This window comes from Ruegeria sp. A5, from assembly GCF_056543005.1.
This window is the reverse complement of the sequence record NZ_JBQGAV010000010.1, coordinates 48,373-73,733: the sequence shown is the minus strand read 5'-3', so window position 1 is coordinate 73,733 and position 25,361 is coordinate 48,373. Positions and strand designations below refer to the sequence as shown.

Here is a 25,361-nt window from a genome sequence, read left to right as displayed (position 1 = left end):
ATAATTCCATGCCCAAAGGCCTCACTTTTCTGCCATCGCTTGCGCTTGCTGCCGTGATGGCGTTGCCGCTGGCCGCCCAGGACGCACCGGATGCCAACACCGTGGTTGCCCGCGTGAACGGCGACGAGATCACATTGGGTCACGTCATCGCCACCGCCTCGGCGCTGCCGGCGCAGTATCAGCAGCTTGAAGATGAGGTGCTATATGATTTCATCCTCGAGCAACTGGTCCAGCAGCACCTGCTGAGCCTTGAACAGGAAGAGCTGAATACACTAAACGCCCTTCGACTGGAAAACGAAACCCGGTCCCTGCGCGCCGTACAAACCGTCGAAGCGCTGACAGCCGCCAGTGTCACTGATGAGGCCATACAGGCCGCCTATGACACGCAATTCGCCGAGTTTCAGGGCGAAGACGAGTTCAATGCCAGCCACATTCTGGTCGAATCCGAGGACGAAGCCAAAGCTGTCAAAGCCCAACTTGAAGAAGGCGCAGATTTCGCTGAGCTAGCGAAAGAAAAATCCACAGGACCCTCTGGCCCCAATGGCGGTGCGCTGGGCTGGTTCGGCAAAGGCCAGATGGTGCCCGAGTTTGAAGGTGCCGTGCTTGGCCTTGAAAAGGGTCAGGTCTCGGATCCGGTGCAAACCCAGTTTGGTTGGCACGTGGTCACGCTGAACGACAAGCGCAAGACCGAGGCCCCCGAATTGGCGGTCGTGCGCGATGAATTGGCTCAGACCATTCGGCAAGAAGCAATTCAGGCCAAGATTGACGAGTTGACGCAGCAAGCGCAGATCGAGCGTCCCGCGCTCGAGGGCGCCGGCCCCGAGGTCATGCGCCAGCTGGAGCTGCTGCAGGAGTAGCCCCGTGGCCACGATAACCAAGGTTTCACCGCTGGCCCCGGCGGCCTTCCCCGAATTGCCCGCGATCGACGGTGTGCGCTTCGCCACTGTCGAGGCTGGTGTCCGATATCAAGGCCGCACCGATGTGATGCTGGCCGTTCTTGATCCGGGCACCTCGGTGGCCGGAGTGTTCACCCGCTCGGCCACCCGTGCGGCCCCCGTTCTGGATTGTCAGGACAAGATCGGCGGGCCCGGCGACGGGCCTGCAGCGATCCTTGTGAATTCGGGCAACGCCAATGCGTTTACCGGCCATTACGGGCAGACCTCAGTGGCCGAGGTGACGCAAGCCGTCTCCAAAGCTACCGGTGTTGAGGTAGATCGGGTTTTTACCTCGTCGACCGGTGTCATCGGCGAGCCGCTGCCCCATGACCGCATCGTTGCCCAGCTTGAGGCGTTGAAGGCGGGCCTCAGCCGTCACGCGATCGAGGACGCGGCGCGCGCGATCATGACCACCGACACCTTCCCGAAGGGGTCGTCGGCGCAGGTCGATATTGGCGGCCAAACAGTCTCTATTGCGGGGATAGCGAAGGGTTCCGGCATGATCGCGCCCGATATGGCGACGATGCTGGTTTATATCTTCACCGACGCTCAGATCGAGCAGACAGCGCTGCAGGCGATGCTGGGCGCGCAGACCGACCGGACCTTCAACTGCATCACCGTGGATAGCGATACCTCGACATCCGACAGCCTCTTGCTTTGCGCCACCGGGGCATCGGGCGTCGATGCCACCGGCAATGCCGCTTTCGCGCAAGCGCTGGAAACAGTGATGTTGGACCTTGCGCAGCAAGTGGTCCGCGACGGCGAAGGGGCCACGAAATTCGTCGAAATTCGTCTGACCGGCGCCGCCACGGATGCTGATGCCAAAACTCACGGGCTGGCTATCGCCAACTCCCCGCTGGTCAAAACCGCCATCGCGGGCGAGGACCCGAATTGGGGCCGCATCGTCATGGCCATCGGCAAATCCGGTGCTGCTGCAGACCGCGACCTTTTGAGCATATCGTTCGGAGACATCCTTGTGGCTGAAAAAGGCTGGGTCAGCCCCGACTACCGCGAGGAAGACGCTGCGGCCTATATGAAAGGTCAGGATTTGGTGATCGCAGTCGATCTGGGACTGGGTCAGGGCGCTTCCACCATCTGGACCTGCGATCTGACCCACGGATATATCGAGATCAACGCGGATTATCGCTCGTGAAGACAGTATTGGTGTCTGCTGTCGCTCTGATCGACATCGAGGGCCGCGTCCTACTGGCCCAACGTCCCGAGGGCAAATCCATGGCCGGTCTCTGGGAATTCCCCGGCGGCAAAATCGAACCCGGCGAAACCCCCGAGGCCGCCCTGATCCGCGAGTTGCACGAGGAACTGGGCATCGACACCTGGGCCTCGTGCCTCGCGCCGCTGACCTTTGCCAGCCACAGCTATGACGATTTCCACCTGCTGATGCCGCTGTTTGCCTGCCGCAAATGGGAGGGCATACCGCAATCGAAAGAAGGTCAGGCGCTGAAATGGGTGCGTGCGAATGATCTGAGGAACTACCCGATGCCTGCGGCAGATGTGCCGTTGATCCCGATCCTGAGGGATTGGCTATAAGCCCCTGAAAAGACTCTAATCTGACTCAACTGGCAAAACGACAAAGCTTGGCAAATCACTGTGGTGCATGTCATTGCTGAACATATCGTTACGAAGGCAACCGACGTATTCTGCTTGAGGTTCCCTTTGTTCGATCCGGACTGGCCCGCCCTCACGCGTAGCAATTCCCGCGTGCACCGCGGCCATACAAATGTTGCTCCACCAAGCGTACACTTCGCATCCCTGTACATTGAACGGCCGTATCCGTTGCGCCTCTTTTGTGCACATTCACTCAATGGGTAAGTCAAGTTCACCAATATGGCCGGGGCAATCCTTTAGCTCATCGGCTGAAATCGGTCGACTCCCGCTACCAGCGATCACAAAAATCGCGATGGCCACAAATATGATCTGCTGAGCTCTATGCATTATCAATTCTATCTCGAACTCACGCATTGCCCAAAGAAACGCGGCGGTTGTATTCGCTTTTGGCAGCGCTTGTTTATCCAGTTCAACGGTTTTTACATCTTGTACAACTCGGAACTTCACTCCTCCGCCCTTGTTACAATTCGTAAGAATTGAGAAAACATCAGGCAAAACTTGACGCTGATCGTTACGACGTCCCTTATCGGGGCATTGGCGTTCGGGCACCATCCCGAACCCGCCATTTTCGGCCCGGGGAGGGGTCGGATGGGGAGGAGAAAAAGATTGGCTCAGACGCAGTCGGGCGCTGAAGGGATGGACTCTCTTCCGGCGCTATTACACCGCAATGTGACCCAGTTCGGGGATGTCCCGGCCTATCGGGAAAAGGAATTCGGGATCTGGCAATGCTGGACCTGGGCGGAAGCCGCCAAAGAAATCCGTGCCATCGCGCTTGGGTTTCTAGAACTTGGCGTTGAAAAGGGTGACCATATTGCTGTGATTGGTCGGAACCGTCCCGCCCATTACTGGTCGATGGTTGCCGCTCAGATGGTAGGCGCGGTGCCGGTGCCTCTGTATCAGGATTCGGTCGCCGAAGAGATGGCCTATGTGCTGGAACATTGCGGTGCGAAATATGTCGTCTGCGGTGATCAGGAGCAGGTCGACAAGGTCATTGAAATTCAGGAAAACCTGCATCAGGTCAAACACATACTCTACACCGACAAGCGGGGGATGCGGAAATACGACCACTCGCAGATGAACGCGCTTGAGGACATCATGGCCGAGGGCAGCGCCGGTCATGCACGGTTTGACGCCGAACTGGACAAGCGTATCGCTGCGATCACCTATGACGATACCTGCGTGATGCTCTATACCTCGGGCACCACGGGCAAGCCCAAAGGCGTGGTGCTGTCGAACCGGAATGTTATCGAAAGCGCTAAGAACTCGGCGGAATTCGATCATCTTACCCGGAACGAAGACATCCTGTCTTACTTGCCGATGGCTTGGGTTGGCGATTTCATATTCTCGATTGGTCAGGCTTATTGGTGCGGCTTCTGCGTGAACTGCCCCGAAAGCGCCGACACGATGATGACAGACCTGCGTGAAATCGGGCCGACCTATTTCTTTGCTCCACCGCGGGTGTTCGAAACCCAGCTGACCAACGTGATGATCCGGATGGAGGATGCGGGCAAGCTGAAGCAGCGCATGTTCCATTATTTCATGGCCCATGCCAAGAGGGTTGGTGGATTGCTGCTGGACGGCAAGCCGGTGGGCTTTGGCGACAAGTTGAAATATGCGTTGGGCAATCTGCTGGTCTATGGGCCACTCAAGGATACGCTTGGCTATGGCCGGTTCCGTGTGGGCTATACGGCGGGTGAAGCGATCGGGCCGGAAATCTTTGATTTCTACCGCTCTTTGGGCATCAACCTGAAGCAGCTTTACGGTCAGACCGAAGCGACCGTGTTCATCACCGTGCAGCCGGATGGCGAGGTACGGGCGGATACGGTTGGTGTTCCGGCGCCGGATGTCGAGCTGAAGATCGATGATAAGGGCGAGATTCATTACCGCTCACCCGGCGTGTTCGTCGAGTATTACAACAACCCGGATTCAACGGCCTCGACTAAGGATGCCGAAGGTTGGGTGGCGACGGGGGATGCCGGGTTCATCGAGGAGAACTCCGGCCATCTGCGGATCATTGACCGTGCCAAAGACGTGGGCAAGATGGCTGATGGTTCGATGTTCGCGCCGAAATATGTCGAGAACAAGCTGAAGTTCTATCCCGATATTCTTGAAGTCGTGCTGTTCGGGAATGGCAAGGATCGATGCGTGGCTTTCATCAATATCGACCTGACGGCGGTCGGAAACTGGGCGGAACGCAACAACGTGGCCTACGCGTCCTATCAGGAACTTGCGGGACATCCTCGTGTGTTAGAGACGATTCGGAGCCACGTTGAAGAGGTAAACAAGTCGGTCGCGGCGGATGAAATGCTATCGGGCTGTCAGGTGCATCGCTTTGTGGTTCTGCACAAGGAACTGGATGCCGATGATGGCGAGATGACTCGGACCCGCAAGGTGCGGCGTGGGTTTGTCGAGGACAAATTCAGCGACATTATTGCGGCGTTGTATGACGGGTCGTCGAGCGTTTCGACCACGACTGAAGTGACCTATGAAGATGGTCGTAAGGGATCGATTTCTGCGACGTTGGAAATTGTCGATGCGCCAGTGGTTCCGGTCGCGCAGCACAAGGTGGCGGCGGAATGAGTGGGCTGACGCGCGCCGCTCGACCTGCGGTCATCGCCCCGCCCGCCGTCCCGTTTTTGTGTCAGGGAGGTTCTGATGCTGGATAACTCCGAAGGATATGTCACCGAAGACGGCCGCAAGATCGGCGGTGTGGTGATGGAGATGAAGAACATCACCCTGCGCTTTGGCGGCGTGGTGGCCATCAAGGATATCTCGTTCGACATCCGTGAGGGTGAGATCCGGGCAATCATCGGGCCAAACGGGGCGGGTAAGTCCTCGATGCTGAATGTGATCTCGGGGTTCTATGTCCCGCAAGAAGGTGAGGTCTGGTTTCACGGCTCCAAGCGCCCTCCGATGCGGCCGTTTGAGGTGGCGCAGCAGGGGATCGCGCGGACGTTTCAAAACATCGCTCTGTTCGAAGGGATGAGCGTGTTGGATAACGTGATGACCGGGCGTTTGGGTTTTATGAAGACCAATATTCTTCAGCAAGCGCTGTGGAAGGGCAAGGCCGAGGCAGAAGAGACCGAGAACCGCGAGGCGGTCGAGAAGATCATTGATTTCCTTGAGATTCAGCACATCCGCAAAACGCCGGTGTCCCGCCTGCCTTACGGGTTGAAGAAACGCGTCGAACTGGCGCGCGCGCTGGCGGCGGAACCGAAACTGCTGCTGCTGGATGAGCCGATGGCCGGGATGAACGTCGAAGAGAAAGAGGACATGAGCCGCTTTATCCTCGACGTGAATGACGAGTTTGGCACCACGATTGCGCTGATCGAGCACGATATGGGCGTGGTAATGGATCTGAGCGACCGTGTGGTTGTGATGGATTACGGCAAAAAGATTGGTGACGGCACCCCGGATGAGGTGCGCAACAACCAAGAAGTCATTGATGCCTATTTGGGGGTCAGCCATGACTGAGGTCCGGGCAGAATTGGGGAGGGGCTGGCATGCCTGAACAATTAATCTTCGCGATGGAGGTCATCCTCAACGGTCTGATGGCTGGGGTGCTGTATGCGCTGGTCGCGCTGGGCTTTGTGTTGATCTACAAGGCGTCGGGGATTTTCAATTATGCCCAAGGGGTTATGGCCCTGTTTGCGGCGATGACGCTGGTCGGAATCATGAACGGGCAGGTGCCTTTTGCGCACCTGATCAACGCGACTTTCGGCACGCACGTCTATAATTTTGGTTGGAATGTGCCCGCGTTGCTTGCGATTATTCTGACCATGGCCGTGATGGTGTTGCTGGCCTGGTGCGTGCAACGGTTCGTCATGCGCCATCTGGTCGGGCAAGAGCCGATCATCCTGTTCATGGCGACCATTGGTCTGGCCTATTTCCTTGAGGGCGTCGCCGACCTGATGTGGGGGTCCGAGATCAAGACGCTGGATGTGGGTCTGCCGCAGGGTATCAACCTGTGGATTGACGAGACGACCTTTAATATCTTCGACTACGGTTTCTTCATCGACAATCTGGACATCGTGGCCACGATCATCGCAGCACTTCTGGTGGCGGCTCTGGTCGCGTTCAGCCAGTACACCAAGCAGGGTCGGGCGATGCGTGCGGTTGCGGATGACCATCAGGCGGCGCTATCGGTCGGGATTTCGCTGAACTTCATCTGGATCATGGTCTGGTCGGTCGCCGGGTTTGTGGCGCTGGTCGCGGGCATCATGTGGGGCACCAAATCGGGCGTTCAGTTCTCGTTGTCGCTGATCGCGCTGAAGGCGCTGCCGGTGCTGATGCTAGGCGGGTTCACCTCGATCCCCGGAGCCATCGTCGGTGGCCTGATCATCGGTGTGGGTGAGAAACTGTTCGAGTTCGCCATCGGCCCAATGGTTGGCGGTGCGACTGAGAACTGGTTTGCCTATGTATTGGCGCTGATATTCCTCGTGTTCCGACCTCAGGGCCTGTTCGGCGAGAAGATCATCGAGAGGGTGTAGGGCGTGACCAAGCTGATTGCCATCATCAACGTGATCGCATGGGCGGGGTTTTGGGCCTTCGGCTACATCGCCCTGACATCGAGCGATCTGACCGAGGGCCAACTTGTGATCGCTGTAATTCTGGCCTTTGCCGGGCTGGTCATGGGCATCCTGGCTTACATGAAACTGGTGCGCGCTTCCGAGGCCACCGGATATGCCAAAGGGTCCAATCAACTGGACGCCGCTGCCCGCAATCGGGCGCAGGAAGAATGGGGAAAGTAAGACATGTTCTATCGTGAGGCCGGGGATTTCAAAACCTCATATATCGCCGACAGCCAGACTTTCCCGATCAAGTTTGACCGGTATCGGTACTATGTCGTTCTGGCGGTGGCGTTTGGAATAATTCCGTTCATCATCAACGATTATTGGGCCAATGCGCTGCTTCTGCCATTCCTGATCTATGCCATCGCTGCGATCGGGCTGAACATTTTGGTGGGCTATTGCGGGCAGGTCTCGCTGGGCACCGGCGGGTTCATGGCAGTGGGGGCCTATGCCTGCTACAAGCTGATGACGGCCTTTCCCGATGTTAGCATGTTCATCCATGTGATCCTAGCCGGCGGCATCACCGCCATTGTGGGTGTCCTATTCGGCTTACCATCACTGCGGATCAAAGGCTTTTATCTGGCGGTTGCCACGCTGGCGGCGCAGTTCTTTCTTGTGTGGCTGTTTAACCGGGTGCCGTGGTTCTACAACTACTCGGCCTCGGGCCAGATCAATGCGCCGGAACGCGACGTATTTGGGATCATCATCACCGGCCCGAATGCTCCGGCATGGGCGACTTATCTGTTCTGCCTGATCTTCCTGACCGTCTGCGCGATCATCGCGCGTAACCTGACCCGCGGCACCACTGGTCGTACCTGGATGGCAATCCGCGACATGGACATCGCGGCCGAGATCATCGGGGTGAACCCGCTCAAGGCCAAGCTGACCGCCTTTGCTGTCAGTTCGTTCTTCGTGGGCGTGGCCGGCGCGCTGTTCTTTGCGGTCTATCTGGGCGCGGTCGAGGTTGGAGAAGTGTTCGGCATTCAAAAATCGTTCCTGGTGCTGTTCATGGTGATTATCGGCGGATTAGGGTCTATTTTTGGGTCCTTTGCCGGTGCCGCCTTCCTCGTGTTGCTGCCAGTCGTTTTGAAACTGCTTGGCGTCGATCTGCTGGGCTGGCCCACAGATATCGTGGCGCACCTGAACCTCGTAATCGTCGGTGCTCTGATCATCATGTTCCTGATCCTCGAACCGCACGGTCTGGCGCAGCTCTGGCGTGTGGCGAAAGAGAAACTCAGACTCTGGCCGTTCCCGCACTAAGGACCGGCCCAACGAAAAGACGGGTGTGAAACCCGAAACCCAACATCGGATCAACCAAGGGAGGAGACACCCGATGAAAAAGAAACTGGCAACCCTGGCGCTGGGCGCCGTGATGGCCGCAGGCCCGGTCATGGCCGACCTCGTATTCCCGTCGCTCAGTTACCGGACCGGGCCTTATGCGGCCGGCGGTATCCCATTTGCGGACGGATATGCCGACTACTTCACACTGCTGAACGAACGCGATGGCGGTATCGGCGGTGTTGCGGCCAACGTGATCGAATGCGAGACCGGATATAACACGGAAAAAGGCGTGGAATGTTATGAATCGACCAAGGGCGAAGGTGCTTTGGTCTATCAGCCCCTGTCCACCGGCATCACCTATCAGTTGATCCCTAAAGTGACCGCAGACGGCATTCCGCTGCACACGATGGGTTATGGCCGCACCTCGGCGGCGAACGGTAAGGTGTTCAGCAACGTGTTCAACTATCCTGCCAACTACTGGAACGGGGCGTCGGGCGCGATCAACTATCTGCTGGACGAAAACGGTGGCGACTTGAGCGGCAAGAAGATCGCGCTGGTCTATCACAACTCGGCCTATGGCAAGGAACCGATCCGTACGCTGGAAACACTGGCTGAAAAACATGGCTATGACCTGACCCTGCTGCCGGTCGACCACCCCGGTCAGGAGCAGAAGTCGCAGTGGCTGCAAATCCGCCGGGAAAAGCCCGACTATGTGATCATGTGGGGCTGGGGCGTTATGAACCAGGTCGCCGTGCAAGAAGCCGCCAATATCCGCTTCCCGATGGAGAACTTCATCGGCGTCTGGTGGTCCGGGGCCGAGTTTGATGTTGAGCCTGCGGGTGATAAGGCCACCGGCTACAAAGCGCTGACCTTCACCGGTCTGGGCGACGACTATCCTGTCTATGACGACCTGAAGAAATATGTCGTCGATGCGGGCAAAGCTGCAGGCGCCGGTGATCAACTGGGTACGGTGCAGTACAACCGCGGCCTCTATGCTGCGATGCTGGCCGCAGAAGCAGTGAAAACCGCGCAAGAGATGCACGGCACTGCCGAAATCGACGCATCGATGATGCGCGATGGCATGGAGGCGCTGGAGATCACCAACGCCAAGATGGAAGCGTTGGGTATGGCCGGTTTCGGACCTGAATTCGCGGTCTCGTGCGAAAACCACGGCGGCCCAGGCCTTGTCGGCGTTGTTCAGTGGGATGCAGCGGCGGGTACCTGGAACTCGATTCAGGGCTTCGAACCGACTGACGCTGAGGTCATCAACGCACTGATCGACGAAGACTCGGGCGCATATGCTGCTGAGAACAATATTTCTCAGCGCTGCGAATAAGGTGCTCTGAACCAAACGGGGCGGCGGATCGCTGCCGCCCCGAACCCCACACTCGCACAAGGACACGCGCTGATGTTGGATGCGGCACAAACCACTGACGTGCAGGCGGAAACCCTGCTTGAGGTCAACAATATCGAGGTGATCTACAACCATGTGATCCTTGTTCTGAAAGGCGTTAGCCTGACTGTGCCCAAGGGCGGCATCACAGCCCTACTGGGTGGCAATGGTGCGGGAAAGACAACCACATTGAAGGCCGTGTCGAACTTGCTGCATTCGGAACGGGGCGAGGTCACCAAAGGCTCGATTAAATATCGCGGCGAGGGCGTGCATGAAAGCGACCCGGCTGCCTTGGTTGAGAAGGGCGTCATTCAAGTCATGGAAGGCCGCCACTGTTTCGAACACCTCACAGTCGAGGAAAATCTGCTGACCGGTGCCTATACCCGGAAGGACGGGTCTGCCGCGATCCAGCAGGACCTTGAATTGGTTTACAATTACTTCCCACGCTTGAAGGAACGCCGTCGTAGTCAGGCCGGTTATACTTCGGGCGGCGAGCAGCAGATGGTGGCGATGGGCAGGGCTCTGATGTCGCGCCCCGAGACCATCCTTCTTGATGAACCCTCAATGGGTCTGGCTCCGCAACTTGTCGAAGAGATTTTTGGCATCGTAAGGGACCTGAACGAGAAGGAAGGCGTGTCCTTCCTGTTGGCCGAGCAGAACACAAATGTGGCTCTAAGGTTTGCTCATTACGGTTATATTCTGGAATCTGGCCGCGTGGTGATGGACGGCCCCGCCGCGGAATTGCGCGAAAACCCGGACGTAAAGGAATTTTATCTCGGCATGTCTGACGAAGGCCGCAAGAGCTTTCGAGACGTGCGCTCATACCGCCGCCGCAAGAGATGGCTGTAAGTGGGTGGAGGATATTTCAATGACCTATTTTGATAAGCTTGAAACCCGATCCGCTGACGAGCGCACCGCTGATCACGCGCGCGCCTTGCCAGAACAGATTGCCCGCGCGCAAAAAGCGCCCGGATATGCCGGCATCCTGTCCAACGTGGACGCCGGCACAGTGACAGACATGCAGGCGCTGGCACAACTGCCGGTTCTGCGAAAATCTGATCTGACAAAGGCGCAGGGCACCCGGCCTCCGTTTGGAGGGTTCACCGTCAAACCGGCGCGGAATTTCCAGCATGTCTTTCAATCTCCGGGGCCAATCTATGAACCCGGCAGCACTGATCACGACTGGTGGCGCATGGGCCGGTTCCTGAATGCAGCCGGGGTTGGTCCGGGCGATATCGTTCAGAACTGTTTTGGCTATCACCTCACCCCCGCGGGCATGATCTTTGAAAGCGGCGCGCAGGCTGTTGGCGCGTCGGTCCTGCCTGCAGGTACAGGTCAGACCGAGTTGCAGGTGACAGCTGCGCGCGATGTGGGTTGCACCGCATATGCAGGAACGCCTGACTATCTGAAAGTCATTCTGGATAAAGCCGAAGCCATGGGCGTCGCGCTGAAATTTTCCAAGGCCGTTGTGGGTGGCGGGGCGCTGTTTCCAAGCCTACGACAAGATTACGCCGATCGGGGCATCGTCTGCCTGCAATGCTACGCGACCGCTGATCTGGGCAACATAGCTTATGAAAGCCCTGCGATGGAGGGTATGATCATCGACGAACACGTGATCGTTGAGATCGTCACCCCCGGCACAGGAACCCCGGTTGCACCTGGTGAAGTAGGTGAGGTGGTTGTGACTACGCTGAACCCCGATTACCCGTTGATCCGATTTGCAACCGGTGATCTGTCGGCGATCATGCCCGGAGAGTCTCCGTGCGGGCGCACAAATATGCGTATCAAAGGCTGGATGGGTCGCGCCGATCAGACCACCAAGATCAAGGGCATGTTCGTCCGCCCCGAACAGGTGGCCGCGCTGGTCGACAAGCATGATGAAATCGTCAAGGCGCGTGTCATTGCGGCGCGACAGGGCGAGATGGATACCATGACCGTTCAGATCGAAAGCCCCTGCGAGAACGATGGTGCCTATGCAAAATCGGTGGTCGAAGTCCTGAAACTGAAAGGCGCGATTGAAGTTGTGGCGCCGGGCTCATTACCAAAAGATGGCTTGGTGATCGAGGATCAGCGCGTTTATGAATAGGGATCTGCGGCGAACATTGCCGCAGTTTTTGTTAGTCCGCCCACTGGTGTTTCTTAGAGTTTTAGTCGATTAAAGGCAGACCCTACGGGATTCTCAGTCAGACGCCATGGCCGAAGTCGAATATTCAGAACACGGAACGCATAATCGCGGCGCACTAGGCACACGCTTTGTGGGCGGCATTGCCTATGTCGTGGCAGCCGCCTGTCTGTTGCCAATGGTGGCGGTTGTTCTGGCGGCGGTGACCGGTGGCACCGACACAATTTCCCATTTGTTAGAGACTGTTTTGCCTGGCTATGCGCTGACCACGGTGATCCTGGTGGTGCTGGTCGCAGCAGGGACGTTTTCGATTGGCGTCGGCGCTGCGTGGCTGGTCACGATGACCCGCTTTCCCGGAGTGCGGTGGCTGGAAATCGCTCTGGTCCTGCCGCTGGCCTTTCCGGCTTATGTGCTGGCCTATGCCTATACCTTCATTCTGGATCACCCCGGAATCGTTCAGACCACGCTGCGGGATGTGACCGGCTGGGGCCCGCGCGACTATTGGTTCCCCGAGATTCGCTCGACCGAGGGTGCGGCGGTGATGTTGATCCTGGTGTTGTATCCCTATGTCTATTTGCTGGCGCGCGCGGCGTTTCTGCAGCAAAGCGCCACGGCCTTTCTGGCGGCCCGGGCGCTGGGCAACGGCCCCTGGCATGCCTTTTGGCGCGTATCCCTGCCGATGGCACGCCCGGCGATTGCGGGGGGCGTCTTGCTGGCGGTTATGGAAACCATCGCCGATTTCGGCACAGTCGCCTATTTCGGAGTGCAGACTTTTGCCACTGGCATCTACACAAGCTGGTTTTCCATGGCTGATCGCGCTGCTGCGGCGCAACTCGCCCTTTGTCTGTTGGGTTTTGCGCTTGTCATGGCCGTGGCCGAGCGGACACAGCGCGGCAAAGCCAAATACTATCAGGCAGGCAAGCGCCACGCAGGTCTGCCAGCGGCGCAACTCAAGGGATGGCAATCACTTGCGGCATTTCTGCTATGCGCAATTCCCGTCCTGTTCGGATTCCTTCTGCCTGTGGTTATCCTGGTGCAGATGGGGTTGGAATCCGAGCAGAACCTGCTGTCGCGCCGATATATCGGGTTCATACAGAACTCGCTGACACTGGCGGGGGCTGCGGCGGTTATCACCGTCAGCGCGGCGATTTCGATAGGATTCTTCCAACGCCTGCGCCCCGGGCGCGGGTCCGCCATGGCGGCTTATGTGGCGCGGTTGGGCTATGCGGTGCCGGGTGGCGTGATCGCCGTGGGGCTGATCGTCCCCTTTGCGGGATTCGACAACGCACTGGATGCGTGGATGCGCCAAACCTTTGGTATCTCGACCGGACTGCTGGTCACTGGATCCATCTGGTTGTTGATCGCGGCCTATATGGTGCGCTTTTTGGCCGCCGCGCTCAGCGCCTATGAAGGTGGGCAGAGTACCGTTCACGCCAATATGGATGCCGCCGCGCGGTCACTGGGTCAAACCCCGTTAGGAACGCTGCGCCGGGTACATCTGCCGATCCTTACGCCTTCATTGCTGACGGCACTGTTGATTGTCTTTGTGGATGTGATGAAAGAGCTGCCCGCGACCCTGATCATGCGGCCTTTTAACTTCGACACGCTAGCAGTGCAGGCCTATCGTCTGGCCTCGGATGAGAGGCTTGAAGGTGCAGCGGTTCCGTCGCTGGTTATTCTGGCTGTCGGGTTGCTGCCGGTGATCTTGATTTGCCGTCAGGTTGGGCGCAGATAGCGGGCGGGCGATCCAAAAATACAACACCTTGATGCCAGTGGGCTTGATTCGACGGCGATTTCCGGCAAGGCTTGTCATATGAACATGCAGCCTCCCAGCCGGTTCGGGTCCGGCTCTGCCCAGATGCCGGTCGCGTTTGACCGGCGCGAGATGTCTCAAATCCTGTCTGTTTATGGCCGAATGGTTGCTGCCGGTGAATGGCGCGACTACGGAATCTCGAACCTGCGGGATATGGCGGTGTTTTCGATCTTTCGGCGCACGGCGGAACATCCCATTTACAGGGTCGAGAAGCACCCGCGTCTGCGGCTACGTCAGGGCATGTATTCCGTGGTCGGCATGGATGGGCGTATTTTGAAGCGCGGGCACGATCTGCGCGCGGTTCTGAGGGTTCTGGAACGCAAGCTTATCCGTGCGGTTGACCTGGATTAGAGCCTTTTGTGCGCTGTAACCGGCCCGTCACCCTGGGCAGCGATCCGGGCAATCGCTTGATCCATCGGTTCGAGCGCGACAGCCATGTGATAGGCGTTGGCGTGAAGTAGAAGGTTTTCGGCGGCAACCCAGGCAACATGGCCTTTCCAGAATAGCAAGTCTCCGCGCCGTGCGGGATCGCCCTCGGGCACCGATCCACCAACTTCGCGTTCCTGATCGCCGCTGTCTCCGGGACAAGGAACGCCGCAGGCGAGCAGTGCGAGCTGTACGAGGCCCGAGCAATCCAGCCCGAATCGACTGTTACCACCCCAAAGATAAGGGGTGCCTAGAAAAAGTTCGGCCGCGGAAACGGGATCGGTCAGCAGGGAATAGGCGGGCACGGCATGCACCCCCGGAATGAACCCGATTGGCGTTTCCAGAAACCCGCCCTCCTCAGACAGAGCCCTGATTTTACTGCCAAAGCTCAGCGAGGTCAGATCGCGGCTTTTAATATCGGGCTTCTCATAGGCATGGGTCGAAGCGGCGACGATCCAGTGAGTCTGTGGCTCAATTGGTCCCAGATGGTCTGTCGCCACCCATCCGGTATAGCCGTCCTTGCTGGCTGAGATCTTGCTCCAGCCGCTTTGGTCGTCCAAAACAGTGACCGTGTCGCCGAACAACAATTGCCGGTCGCGCGGACCGTCAGGGTGGCGTAGCAGGTCTATGACCGGTTGAATGATGCGCGCCTGAGTCATAGGCCAAGGATCTCTGGCAAAGCCCCCAGGAGGGCACGCGGGCCTTGGCCCAAACCACCCTTGCTGCGACCGGGTTCCTTACTGCGTTGCCACGAATAGATGTCAAAATGCATATAGCGACTTTCGGCAGCGAACCGGCGCAGGAACAGTGCCGCGGTGATAGAGCCTGCAAATCCACCAGAAGGCGCATTGTCGAGGTTAGCGATGCCGGGTTCGATCATCGCTTCATAGGGGTCATGAAAAGGCATACGCCAGACCGGATCAGCGGCAGCCCGGCCAGCACGCGCCAGCACGTCCGCGGCTTTGTCGTCATCGGTATAAAACGGGGCCAGATCAGCGCCCAATGCAACCCGGGCCGCGCCAGTCAAAGTGGCCATCGAGATGAGCAGGTTTGGTGCCCCTTCATGCGCCAGAGCAAGGGCATCGGCCAGCACCAACCGACCCTCGGCATCAGTGTTGTTGATCTCAACCGTTAGCCCATTACGCGCCGTCAGGATGTCGCCGGGGCGGAAAGCATTGCCCGCTACTGCGTTTTCGACCGCCGGGATCAGGACCCGTAATTGCACCTTCAGATCCAGCGCCATGATCATACGGGCCAGACCCAGCACATTGGCCGCTCCGCCCATATCTTTTTTCATCAACCCCATCGAAGCACCGGGTTTCAGATTCAGGCCGCCGGTATCGAAACAGACCCCTTTCCCAACTAATGTTAGTTTTGGCCCTTGATCGCCCCAGTTCATCTCGATCAGACGCGGGGCCTGTTCGGCAGCACGCCCCACCGCGTGGATCATCGGAAAATTCTGTTCCAGCAACGCATCGCCTGAGATGACCGAGATGTCTGCGCCGTGTTCCCGTGCCAGTGCCTCAACCGCGTGTTGTAATTGCACCGGGCCCATGTCCGAAGCGGGTGTGTTGACCAGATCCCGTGTCAATGCCTCGGCATTGGCCATGATTTCGATCCGCCGGGCATCTACGCCCTCGGGCGCGATCAGCGTGGCGTTAGCCGGGCTTTGCGCTGCATAGCGATCAAAGGCATATCCCGTCATCAGCCAGCCCAGGCATTCAGCCTCAAGCACATCTGCGGGAACGCCCGAGGCGATATGATAGGTGCCCTTGGGCAGCGATTCTGCGGCAGCGGCTAGCGGAAATCGCTTGCGTACCCGTTTTGCCGCGCTGCCATATCCCGCCATGGCAATCTGCGGATTACCATCTGTGCCGGGCACCAGAAGTGTTTGACCCAGAGCTCCGGAAAACCCATCGGCCGCAACCCAAGCTCGGATATGATCCGGCTGATCGGTCAGCCAGCTTTCAAAATCTGATTGCTCTAACACATGTAGTGGCAGCGATGGGTCGGAGGCAGGGGCGAAGGACAGGGTCATGCGTGTCTCGGCTGGTTGGATTTTCGCCCAGACTATCTGTCTGCGGCACACTCGCAACCCCCTCTCAGACAGATAGATCTTGTTGGTCCCAGACGGCAGTCAGCGATCGCTCGCCCACCCGGATCAGGCGGCTCAGAGTCGCCCCTGTCGCGACCGCATCGCCAGCGTCGACAGTACAGGCTACATCGCCTGCCACACGTGCCAGTGCTGTCATGCCGATTTGCTCGGATATGGCTACGAGAGATTTTGCGCATTTGCGCAGCCCGGCCCAATCGCGTTGCCGCCAAAACCGTTCACAATTCGACAGCCGCAACGCCAGTTCTTCAACCGTGCGGCACAGCACGTCCATCGCGTTGGTGTCGCAAAGCTGATTGTACAGGCTGCTCAGGCGGTCCGGGTCCAGACGCACGGGTTCTTTCTGTTCCAGTGTGATAATCTTGTCCACCACATTCACCCCAATTGAAATGCCCCCACGGCACTGTCAGAGATTGGCGGCAAATACTTTGCAAAACCTTGCACCGGTTCAAAAGAATGGGTCGAATTTTCTGAGAATTCAGGCTTCCACGCGGTTCTGTGGGCAAAACCGGGCGAGAGTCCGGTCACACCTCTTGCGTTGACGCTCACTTGCTGCCAGTACCATAGAAACCGGACAGAGAAGGACAGGATCATGCCGATTACCACTGACGAGCTGGCCGCTGCCCGTACCGCCTGGGGCGATGGGTTGATTGCGATCTCCAAAGCTTTTGAAGACGGTGGGATCGATGCGGCCCGTTCCGTTGCCGAGGGTGTTCTGGATGCGGCATACGGCTATAATCTGGGTCCGGTCCTGTTCAAACCAACTATGGCGTCCGGAGATCAAACCTTTCGCCCGACTCGCCACGGTGCACTGGCCTATTTTGTCGGTCACGATGCCGAATTTCCGCTTGATGGCGGTTTCGGAATCAAGGGTTGGCGCGAAATGGCAAGTGAGACATCGGCCAGCTTCGTCGAAGGCGATGTCGCCATGTGGATGGGCAAGGTCATTCTGACGGATAGCCAAGGTAACATCACGCAAGTCGACAAAAGCTTCGGCTACAAAAAGGACGCTGACGGAGTGCTTCGCATCGTGCTGCACCATTCGTCGCTGCCTTACCAGCCACCGGCCTGATCCTGCGGGTCATACGATCGGGCCTCTGAAATTACGTCGATTTTTTGATATGTTTCCGATGATGTTTTCAGAATCGGATCGAGCTCATGAAATTGATTAAACGCATTCTCGTCACCCTACTGGTGATCATTCTGGCGCTTGTCGGAGTATCATATCTTTTGCCTGGTCAGGCCGAGGTGTCCCGCAGCATCACAATCGACGCACCAGCCTCGGCGATCTTTCCCTATGTGAATTCGATGCAGGAGACCGAGAAATGGTCCCCCTGGCTGTCCCGAGACCCCGAAACCAAGCTGAGCTATAGTGGCCCGGAAGCGGGTGTCGGAAACACGCTGAACTGGGCCTCGGACAACCCGCAGGTGGGAACCGGTTCGCAGGAAATCACCGAGAGCACCCCGGATCAGTCCGTGCAAACCGCACTGGATTTTGGCCCGATGGGGACAGCCACCGCCTCGTTCCAGTTGCGGCCAGAAGGATCAGGCACACAGGTTACCTGGGGATTCGTATCCGACCTTGGTATGAACCCCATGTCCCGCTGGATGGGCCTAATGATGGACAATTGGGTCGGCGGAGATTACGAGCGCGGGTTGGAGAATTTGAAGACGCTGGTTGAGGGACAGGGGTGAAGGATCAGGCAGGAGGCATCTCTCTGATGACTGCTTTGAGGCCATACCAGAAACGATTGTTGAAATGTACGTGCGCCCATAGCAGTCCCTTTGCCGCGCAGGAGGCTGGGATCAAGCCATCGTGCAGCGCAAATAACCTCCGCTGACGCGGTGTTCAACTCGGTTCAAGCCCATACAGAACGGGGCGTGGATCGTTTGGTCCTTCGCTTCAATGCCATTTGTAGTGCCTACCATTTTGACGACAGCTTAATCGGGGCGACCACCGACAACCCGTCTGTTATTGAATATCAAATCGTGAAGACCGTAGGTTCGAATGTGCAAGTTGGTTTCTCGAAAGCCACAGATTCGATTTTGATGCTCTGAACATTTGGAAAGGTGTGTTTATGAGGCGAACGGTATTGATGTTAGCTGTTTTGGCATTAGCGGGATGCGCTTCAACCACCACTCCTCCATCAGCACCTATTCCAAACCCCGGTCGCGCGAGCGCGCCCGTCAGTTCACAACAGGCACAAATAAGGTTCCGTCAGGTCGCCTCACGAATAGAACCTGTGGCAGAACGAGAATGCCGCCGCCGCACTAAGAATGTGAATTGTGATTTTTTGATCCGCATTGATCCAGACAAAAAAGCACCCTCAAACGCGTATCAGAGTTTAAGCAAGTCGGGGCGCCCCGTTATCACAATGACTCAAGCGCTGATACGGAATGTAAACAACACTGACGAACTTGCATTTGTTATGGCGCATGAGGCCGCTCACCACATTCAAGGGCATTTGGCGCGACAGGCCCAAAATGCGGCGGCTGGTGCGGTGCTTTTGGCCGGTCTAGCAACAATTGCGGGGTCAGGGCCGAATGACATTGCCGCAGCACAAGACATTGGAGCCTTTGTTGGCGGCCGCAGCTATTCAAAGAACTTTGAATTGGAAGCTGATCGACTAGGCACTGTAATAGCCTACAAAGCGGGTTATGATCCACTCAAGGGTGCGCTGTACTTCGCACGAGTTCCTGATCCTGGTGATCGCTTTCTGGGGACGCATCCCCCAAACTCTCAAAGATACCATGCGGTAAAAGCGACAATGTCCCAGATCGGTGACTGACCAACTGGTGCTGGATAGGCAATGGCAACGCATGCACAGGGCGGCTTTGCCCCGCAATATTGCCATCTCTGCCCGTCCACAAAATAATAAACCCCACTGGCGGTGCAGCGGGGTTTAATAGAGTCATAACCAACTGGCGAAGGTTACCCCTTCTTCAGAACTTCACGGCCCAGCAATTCTGCAATTTGAACAGCGTTCAACGCCGCGCCTTTGCGCAGGTTGTCGGATACGCACCACAGGTTCAGGCCGTTCTCGATGGTCGAGTCCTGACGGATACGGCTGATGAAGGTGGCGAAGTCGCCCGCGCATTCGATGGGCGAGACGTAGCCACCGGCTTCGCGCTTGTCGATCACCATGATGCCCGGTGCTTCGCGCAGGATGTCGCGGGCTTCGTCTTCGTCGAGGAACTCTTCGAACTCGATGTTCACGGCCTCGGAGTGGCCGACGAATACCGGAACGCGAACGCAGGTTGCGGTGACCTTGATCGACGGATCGACGATCTTTTTGGTCTCGACAACCATCTTCCACTCTTCCTTGGTCGAGCCGTCTTCCATGAAGACGTCGATCTGCGGAATGACGTTGAAGGCAATCTGCTTCTGGAATTTCTTCGGTTCAACCTCGGTCGTGGGATTATAGATGGCCTTGGTCTGATCCCAAAGCTCATCCATGCCTTCCTTACCGGCGCCCGACACCGACTGATAGGTCGACACAACCACGCGCTTGATCTTGGCACGGTCATGCAGAGGCTTCAGCGCGACGACCATCTGCGCGGTCGAGCAGTTGGGGTTGGCGATGATGTTTTTGTTTTTATAGTCGTGGATCGCCTCGGGGTTACATTCCGGCACGATCAGCGGAATGTCCGGGTCATAGCGATAGAGCGAGCTGTTATCGATCACCACGCAGCCAGCCGCTGCCGCCTTAGGGGCGTAAACCTTTGTGGCCTCGGAACCTACAGCAAATAGCGCCAAGTCCCAACCAGTGAAATCGAATGTGTCCAGATCTTTGGTAGTGAGCGTCTTGTCGCCAAATGTCACCTCAGTACCCAGCGAACGACGGCTTGCCAGAGCAGCAAGTTCATCGACAGGGAACTGGCGTTCCGCCAGGATGTTCAGCATTTCGCGGCCCACGTTACCCGTGGCGCCGACGACTACGACGCGATAGCCCATTTCATGTCTCCAAAGTTAAGGACGCGCGTTCATAGCCGCGTTGCGGCAAAGAAAAAAGAGGCGTTTCGGCTTATTTCACCCCGTCACACCGATTTGACACAGTTCAGTAACGTTCAGGGTTGTTTCAGCAAGGATCGATAAACCTCGACAATCGCCTGCGCTTCGCCTTCGATTCGAAAATTCTGCTCGACATGGGCGCGCGCGGCTAGTCCCGCAGCGGCCAGCGCGGCGCGGTCCTGCACCATATCCTCCAGCGCGTCGGCCAGTGCAGGGGCATTGTCTTTCTCGACCAGTCTTCCGGTCTCACCATCCTTGATTTGCGCACTGAACGCTCCGACCCCGTGACTGGCTATGGCGGGCACGCCCGAGGCCATCGCTTCAAGCGGTGTAAGGCCGAACCCTTCGTGCCGTGCGGGCGCAACGAACAGATCGAGCGCGCAATAGGTCTCGACAATCTCATCCCAAGGGCGCTCACCCAGAAAATGAACGCGGTCGCCCAGCCCGGCGTCCTGCAGCTTTTGCTCCTGCTCAGCCTGAAACGCCTCAAATTCGTTGGTGGTACGCCCGGTAAAGATCACATGCGCATCGGGGTGATTAGGCAGCATCTTCAGGGCGGCATCGACCAGCAAGTCGACCCCTTTCTGAGGGCGGATACGGCCAAAACACCCGATCAGCAGCCCGTCTGGCAGGCCAAGTTTTTGGCGCAGGGCGCTTTTGTCCTCGGCTGGGTGAAACAGCTCGGTGTTGACGCCATGCATGATGACAGTAGCGGGATGCTCCAGAAAGGAAGCGGCCTGAGGCGTCGTCGCGATCAACGCGTCCATTTTCGAAATCAGCCGCTTGGTGAACCCGGAATGATCACGTTGCGCGGCTGAGGTAAATAGCAGTTTGTAGTTGCGCCGAAGCACAGTGCGCAGAAACAGACCCATCAACATCTCGGTATTCCGGCGCGCATGCCAAACCCGTTTGCGATTGGGTAGAAACAACAGTTTCCAGAGTCTGATATGGGGCAAATCTGGCGGCAGGCCGGGACCGGTGGCACGGATGCCGATCATTTTCTGCTGGATTGGCAGCAGTCGGATCACCGTCGTTGTCACGCCCGACAGGGAATGCTTCAGATTGGGTGCAATCACCTCAATGTCCTGCACGGGCGGTCTCCGGTTTCAGTCCACGCTGTCCCGACTGAATAGATAGATCACGCAGCCAATGGCAAGGGTGACCGCGAAAAAGCCGAAGATCGCCGTATAAGGTGCTGAGGGGCTGATCCCGGCGCTGGCCGCATGGATGCGCCCGGTGGCAAATTGCGCCAGACCAACGCCGCCAACGCCAAAAAGGTTCAGCAGGGTAACGCCCCGACCGACCAGATGCGGCGGCACGAAGGCCCGGCCATGGGCCATGATCACCGGAAAACTGGCGCCCAGAAAGCCGATCACCGCCAACAGCAGCACCGAGACCCAAACGCCGCTGTCAATCCACAGGCACAGCAGGCCCAGTGCTGCGACTCCCAAGGTATTACCGCCCAGGATCACCCATTTCCGGGTGCCCAGGATACGGTCCAGCGGCCCATAGGCGAAGGTTCCCGCGATCATCGCGGCCCCCATGATCAACGTTGCCGTCCCGATCTGAGCGGTGCTGAGCCCGAACACGTCATTCAAATACGGCCCGGCCCAAAGCCCTCGGATCGCACCCGATGGCGCATAAGACACAAGCATGAGCGGCAGAATGGTCCACAGCGCAGGTTCTTTCAGCAGGTCCAGAAGTGATCCTTTTTGCTCGGTTTTTACCTTTTCAGGGTCATGCACCGTCAGCCAGATCCCCGCAGCCACCGCAGCAGAGATAATCGCCAGACCGGCCAGCGTAGCGCGCCAGCCCATCAGCTCGACCGCCAGCGCCGTGGGGTATGAGGCGACCAGATTGCCGACAGACCCTACGCCCAGCATCACGGCGGCGAGCGTGGCGAATTTGGCGGGCGGAAACTCTCGGGCAAAGATATAGTAGGACGCCATCAGAACGGGCGAACATCCAACCCCGATCAGCGCCATGGCGAGTGCCACATGGAATGGGGTCGTTGCGACCGCAAACAGGCCAGCCCCGCCAGCCCCGCCGATTAGTAGCGGCACCGCAGAACTGCGCCGAGGACCGACGCGGTCCAGTGCCCAGCCCACCGGGATCTGCATCGCCGCAAAGATTAGAAACCAAAGACCTGAGGCAAAGGCGAGGTCTTCGGGTGTTGCGCCGATATCGCGTCCCAGATCGGTGCTTAAAACTGCCAGAAAAGCGCGGAAAAACTGGCTGAGTACATAGGCCAGACACAAGATCACCAAACCTGCCTGCATTTCTTGACCTATTGTCTAGCTGCCTCGCCCCGATGCTTGGCACGCCGCGTTGATCGGCACAAGTGCCATGATTGAATCGATTGGGGCGGACATTCTTCACAATTGAGCTATCATCACTGCAGATTTTGGATTTTCCGAGTGTGTTATGACCCTCTCAGACTCTGTATTTTATGACTCCGTCCCCATTTCGGACAATTTCCTCAGCCTCAGTGACCCCGCGCAGTTCACACCTTTGCCCGAGACATGGGTGCTGGGCGTCGCCGATATCGTAGATTCTACCGGTGAAATCGCGCGGGGCCGGTACAAGACCGTCAACATGGTGGGGGCGGCCGTGATTTCAGGCATGATCAATGCGCTGGGCGGGCGCATATTCCCGTATGTCTTCGGTGGTGATGGTGCTGGATTCGCCGTATCGGGTGAGGATGCCGAGATCGCGCGGGATACGCTGGCAACATTGCAAAGCTGGGCCGAAACGGAATTCGCCATCACTCTGCGCGCGGCGCTGGTTTCGGTGGCCGACATCCGCGCCGCTGGACGTGATCTGCGTGTTGCGCGCTTTGCGCCGTCCACCGGCGTTGACTATGCGATGTTTACCGGCGGGGGACTGGCCTGGGCCGAGGCTCAGATGAAATCCGGGCAACTTGTTGTTCAACCAGCCGGACCTGACGCGCAGCCCGATCTGACCGGCCTATCCTGTCGTTGGTCCAACAGTCCAGCGAGGGTTGGTCAGATCGTTTCACTGGTTATTCAACCTACATCAGAGTCTAATGAGGCTGAATTCGCCGCCCTGACTCAATCCATCCTGTCCGTCGCCGAAGGGCTAGAACGCGCCGGTCACCCGGTTCCGGCCAAAGGACCTCCGATGAGTTTCCCTCCGCCCGGCGTCGATATCGATGCCCATGTCTCACGCGCGGGTCGGAATCTTCTGATGCAGAAAACACGCTTGATGATCGGGAATATGTTGATCGGCTTGTTGTTCAAAACCGGGATGCGCCTGGGTCAATTCGAACCCAAGCATTACAAGGAGATGGTCAGTCGCAACGCTGATTTCCGAAAGTTTGATGACGGTCTGAAAATGACACTGGATTGTGACTCGAGCACGTTGGAACAGCTCACTCAGATGCTGGACGACGCGCAAACAAAAGGCAAAATCAGATATGGCATGCACGCTCAGCAAGAGGCGATGATGACCTGCTTTGTTCCCTCGGCCATGCGCGACGACCATGTGCACTTTGTTGACGGGGCCTCGGGGGGATACGCGCAGGCTGCAGCGTCAATGAGGGCCTAAAGCCCTCGAGCGATTTCTGTGATCACGTCATAGGCCATCATCACGTCCTGTTCTTTGGTTTCAAACTGACCGGCCTGAAAGCGGATGACCAGATCGCCATCCACGCGGGTCTGTGTCAGGTAGATCCGCCCATCATCATTGATTGCATTCACCAGCCGCAGGTTCAGATCATCCAGATCGTCGGCCCCATCCGGCTCGTATCTGAAGGTCCAAAGAGACCACATTGGAGGCGTCACGATCCGAAAATCCGGTTCTGCTGCTAGACGATCATGCAGCGCGCGCGACCAATTGACGTGATTCCGCAGCCGTTCGCGCAGCCCCTCCAGCCCATAGGTGCGGATGACGAACCACAGTTTCAGCGCGCGGAACCGACGTCCCAATGGCACCGACCATTCCGAGTAATTGATGATCCCGTCCTTGCCGTGGGTTTTCAGATATTCCGGGCTGATCGCAAGTGTGCGGACCAGATCATCGGGGTTTTTCAGGAAATGCGCACAGCAATCGAATTGCACGCCCAGCCACTTATGGGGATTGAATACAATGCTGTCGGCCTGATCGATCCCCGGCCAGTAGTGACGATATTCGGGGCAGATCATCGCCGACCCCGCCCAGGCTGCATCGACATGGCTATAAAGGCCGTATTTCTGTGCGATCGCAAGGCAGCGATCCACTGGATCAGTTGCCCCGGTTCCGGTCCCTCCAACACAAAGGATCACGCCCGCCGGGTGAAAACCAGACTCTAAATCTGATTGAATCGCTGCTTCAAGCGCCTCGGGGTTCATTCCACGCCAATCACCTTGCACGGGGATGCGCACCAGATTGTCCTGTCCAATCCCCGCAACCCAGATTGCGCGGTCGATTGAGGTATGAACCTCGGAAGAGCAATAAATGCGCAGTGGCTTTTGACCGAACAGCCCCAGCGTGTTGCCCTGCCAGTTCATCGCCTTCTCGCGCATGGTCAGCACAGCCGCCAATGTCGCAGATGACGCCGAATCCTGAATGACCCCGGCAAAACCTTTGGGCAGGTCCAGCGCTTCGCGCAGCCAGTCCATCATTCGTGTTTCCATCTCGGTTGCGGCGGGCGAGGTCTGCCACAGCATACATTGCGGCGCGATGGCGCTGGCCAGGAACTCGGCCAGAACAGACGGGGCCGAGGCGTTCGAATTGAAGTAGGCGAAGAACCGAGGGTGTTGCCAATGGCTAATGCCGGGCATCACGATTTGTTCGAAATCATGAAAGATGTCCTCGATCGGCTCGCCCTGCTCAGGGGGATGCGCGGGCAGAGCGTTCAGGATATCGCCCGGCTCGGTCCGGGCGCGCACGGGCTTGCCGCCCACCGTCAAGTGATAGTCTTGCGTCCACTCGGCAACCTTCTTGCCCCAATCGGAGAATTCATTCCATTTCATCTTATCCGCCTCGGTAGCCTTTTTGTCAGTATCATATGCTAAACAAGTTAAGTAAAGTCCAGTAAACGAAACTCAACCACAACCAACGTTCTATTG

26 protein-coding genes are annotated in these 25,361 nt (G+C 57.7%); 17 read left to right on the top strand and 9 right to left on the bottom strand.

Annotated elements, in window-relative coordinates; all coding sequences use genetic code 11:
• Positions 1-8 precede the first annotated feature (8 nt).
• The 3 genes from ACR0AY_RS18630 to mutT are packed head-to-tail and all read left to right on the top strand — an operon-like array spanning position 9 to position 2,483.
• Complete coding sequence (locus tag ACR0AY_RS18630) at positions 9-857, top strand: peptidylprolyl isomerase (protein ID WP_170399297.1); 849 nt, start codon at positions 9-11, stop codon at positions 855-857.
• A gap of 4 nt (positions 858-861) precedes the next feature.
• The gene (argJ, locus tag ACR0AY_RS18625; RefSeq protein ID WP_170515425.1) at positions 862-2,088 is read left to right on the top strand and encodes a bifunctional glutamate N-acetyltransferase/amino-acid acetyltransferase ArgJ; all 1,227 of its coding nucleotides are present in this window, start codon (positions 862-864) and stop codon (positions 2,086-2,088) included.
• A complete protein-coding gene (mutT, locus tag ACR0AY_RS18620; RefSeq protein ID WP_170334201.1) occupies positions 2,085-2,483 on the top strand; it encodes an 8-oxo-dGTP diphosphatase MutT in 399 nt (132 codons plus the stop codon). Before argJ ends, mutT begins: the two co-directional genes overlap by 4 nt.
• A 15-nt stretch (positions 2,484-2,498) precedes the next feature.
• Here mutT and ACR0AY_RS18615 read toward each other — a convergent pair whose 3' ends face one another.
• Both ACR0AY_RS18615 and ACR0AY_RS18610 read right to left on the bottom strand, forming a co-directional pair.
• Entirely contained in the window at positions 2,499-2,750 is a 252-nt protein-coding gene (locus tag ACR0AY_RS18615; RefSeq protein ID WP_170515422.1) for an LCCL domain-containing protein, read from the bottom strand.
• Positions 2,751-3,110, bottom strand: a complete 360-nt coding sequence (locus tag ACR0AY_RS18610) for a hypothetical protein (RefSeq protein WP_480454499.1) — start codon at positions 3,108-3,110, stop codon at positions 2,751-2,753.
• A gap of 87 nt (positions 3,111-3,197) precedes the next feature.
• On the opposite strand from ACR0AY_RS18610, the gene ACR0AY_RS18605 reads away from it, so the two are divergent.
• From ACR0AY_RS18605 to ACR0AY_RS18560, 10 genes are all read left to right on the top strand, one after another.
• Complete coding sequence (locus ACR0AY_RS18605; RefSeq protein ID WP_170515561.1) at positions 3,198-5,141, top strand: AMP-binding protein; 1,944 nt, start codon at positions 3,198-3,200, stop codon at positions 5,139-5,141.
• A gap of 75 nt (positions 5,142-5,216) precedes the next feature.
• Entirely contained in the window at positions 5,217-6,035 is an 819-nt protein-coding gene (locus tag ACR0AY_RS18600; RefSeq protein WP_170399285.1) for an ABC transporter ATP-binding protein, read from the top strand.
• 29 nt (positions 6,036-6,064) lie between these two features.
• On the top strand, positions 6,065-7,051 hold the full coding sequence (locus ACR0AY_RS18595) for a branched-chain amino acid ABC transporter permease (protein ID WP_170408767.1): 987 nt from the start codon (positions 6,065-6,067) through the stop codon (positions 7,049-7,051).
• A gap of 3 nt (positions 7,052-7,054) precedes the next feature.
• A complete protein-coding gene (locus ACR0AY_RS18590; protein ID WP_170408766.1) occupies positions 7,055-7,312 on the top strand; it encodes a hypothetical protein in 258 nt (85 codons plus the stop codon).
• A 3-nt stretch (positions 7,313-7,315) separates the two neighbouring features.
• A complete protein-coding gene (locus tag ACR0AY_RS18585; RefSeq protein WP_170408765.1) occupies positions 7,316-8,392 on the top strand; it encodes a branched-chain amino acid ABC transporter permease in 1,077 nt (358 codons plus the stop codon).
• A gap of 73 nt (positions 8,393-8,465) precedes the next feature.
• Positions 8,466-9,749 (top strand): ABC transporter substrate-binding protein, encoded by a 1,284-nt coding sequence (locus tag ACR0AY_RS18580; RefSeq protein WP_170408764.1) that lies wholly within the window; start codon positions 8,466-8,468, stop codon positions 9,747-9,749.
• 72 nt (positions 9,750-9,821) lie between these two features.
• The gene (locus tag ACR0AY_RS18575) at positions 9,822-10,655 is read left to right on the top strand and encodes an ABC transporter ATP-binding protein (protein WP_170399269.1); all 834 of its coding nucleotides are present in this window, start codon (positions 9,822-9,824) and stop codon (positions 10,653-10,655) included.
• A 19-nt stretch (positions 10,656-10,674) separates the two neighbouring features.
• Positions 10,675-11,892: an acyl-CoA synthetase family protein gene (locus ACR0AY_RS18570; protein WP_170426281.1), complete on the top strand. Its 1,218-nt coding sequence runs from the start codon at positions 10,675-10,677 to the stop codon at positions 11,890-11,892.
• 106 nt (positions 11,893-11,998) lie between these two features.
• Positions 11,999-13,663, top strand: a complete 1,665-nt coding sequence (locus ACR0AY_RS18565) for an ABC transporter permease (RefSeq protein WP_170515416.1) — start codon at positions 11,999-12,001, stop codon at positions 13,661-13,663.
• Positions 13,664-13,741: 78 nt separating this feature from the next.
• Positions 13,742-14,092 carry a DUF2794 domain-containing protein gene (locus ACR0AY_RS18560; protein ID WP_170399260.1) on the top strand — a complete coding sequence of 117 codons (351 nt, stop codon included), beginning with the start codon at positions 13,742-13,744 and terminating at the stop codon, positions 14,090-14,092.
• On the opposite strand, the gene ACR0AY_RS18555 is transcribed toward ACR0AY_RS18560, so the two are convergent.
• The 3 genes from ACR0AY_RS18555 to ACR0AY_RS18545 all read right to left on the bottom strand — a co-directional run bounded on the left by ACR0AY_RS18555 (position 14,089) and on the right by ACR0AY_RS18545 (position 16,659).
• On the bottom strand, positions 14,089-14,826 hold the full coding sequence (locus ACR0AY_RS18555) for an NlpC/P60 family protein (RefSeq protein ID WP_170515414.1): 738 nt from the start codon (positions 14,824-14,826) through the stop codon (positions 14,089-14,091). The genes ACR0AY_RS18560 and ACR0AY_RS18555 overlap by 4 nt on opposite strands.
• Positions 14,823-16,205, bottom strand: coding sequence for a M17 family metallopeptidase (locus ACR0AY_RS18550; protein ID WP_170515411.1), 1,383 nt, complete (start codon positions 16,203-16,205; stop codon positions 14,823-14,825). Before ACR0AY_RS18550 ends, ACR0AY_RS18555 begins: the two co-directional genes overlap by 4 nt.
• Positions 16,206-16,269: 64 nt before the next feature.
• Complete coding sequence (locus tag ACR0AY_RS18545; RefSeq protein ID WP_480454498.1) at positions 16,270-16,659, bottom strand: hypothetical protein; 390 nt, start codon at positions 16,657-16,659, stop codon at positions 16,270-16,272.
• Positions 16,660-16,872: 213 nt separating this feature from the next.
• Between ACR0AY_RS18545 and ACR0AY_RS18540 the strand changes: the two genes are divergently transcribed.
• The 3 genes from ACR0AY_RS18540 (at position 16,873) to ACR0AY_RS18530 (ending at position 19,069) form a co-directional block, all read left to right on the top strand.
• Positions 16,873-17,352, top strand: a complete 480-nt coding sequence (locus ACR0AY_RS18540; protein ID WP_170399250.1) for a phosphoribosyl-AMP cyclohydrolase — start codon at positions 16,873-16,875, stop codon at positions 17,350-17,352.
• 86 nt (positions 17,353-17,438) lie between these two features.
• Positions 17,439-17,975: an SRPBCC family protein gene (locus tag ACR0AY_RS18535; protein ID WP_170408759.1), complete on the top strand. Its 537-nt coding sequence runs from the start codon at positions 17,439-17,441 to the stop codon at positions 17,973-17,975.
• A gap of 401 nt (positions 17,976-18,376) precedes the next feature.
• The gene (locus tag ACR0AY_RS18530) at positions 18,377-19,069 is read left to right on the top strand and encodes a M48 family metalloprotease (RefSeq protein ID WP_480454503.1); all 693 of its coding nucleotides are present in this window, start codon (positions 18,377-18,379) and stop codon (positions 19,067-19,069) included.
• 143 nt (positions 19,070-19,212) lie between these two features.
• Here ACR0AY_RS18530 and ACR0AY_RS18525 read toward each other — a convergent pair whose 3' ends face one another.
• The 3 genes from ACR0AY_RS18525 to ACR0AY_RS18515 form a co-directional block, all read right to left on the bottom strand.
• Positions 19,213-20,235: an aspartate-semialdehyde dehydrogenase gene (locus tag ACR0AY_RS18525; RefSeq protein ID WP_170648989.1), complete on the bottom strand. Its 1,023-nt coding sequence runs from the start codon at positions 20,233-20,235 to the stop codon at positions 19,213-19,215.
• A gap of 113 nt (positions 20,236-20,348) precedes the next feature.
• Positions 20,349-21,383, bottom strand: a complete 1,035-nt coding sequence (locus tag ACR0AY_RS18520) for a glycosyltransferase family 4 protein (RefSeq protein ID WP_170648977.1) — start codon at positions 21,381-21,383, stop codon at positions 20,349-20,351.
• A 15-nt stretch (positions 21,384-21,398) separates the two neighbouring features.
• On the bottom strand, positions 21,399-22,571 hold the full coding sequence (locus tag ACR0AY_RS18515; protein ID WP_170515405.1) for an MFS transporter: 1,173 nt from the start codon (positions 22,569-22,571) through the stop codon (positions 21,399-21,401).
• A 145-nt stretch (positions 22,572-22,716) separates the two neighbouring features.
• Between ACR0AY_RS18515 and ACR0AY_RS18510 the strand changes: the two genes are divergently transcribed.
• Positions 22,717-23,859, top strand: a complete 1,143-nt coding sequence (locus ACR0AY_RS18510; RefSeq protein ID WP_170515402.1) for a DUF3095 domain-containing protein — start codon at positions 22,717-22,719, stop codon at positions 23,857-23,859.
• Here the strand turns inward: ACR0AY_RS18510 and ACR0AY_RS18505 are convergent.
• Entirely contained in the window at positions 23,856-25,265 is a 1,410-nt protein-coding gene (locus ACR0AY_RS18505; protein ID WP_170515399.1) for a pyridoxal-dependent decarboxylase, read from the bottom strand. The two genes, ACR0AY_RS18510 and ACR0AY_RS18505, sit on opposite strands and share 4 nt — an antisense overlap.
• Between the last annotated feature and the right edge of the window lie 96 nt (positions 25,266-25,361).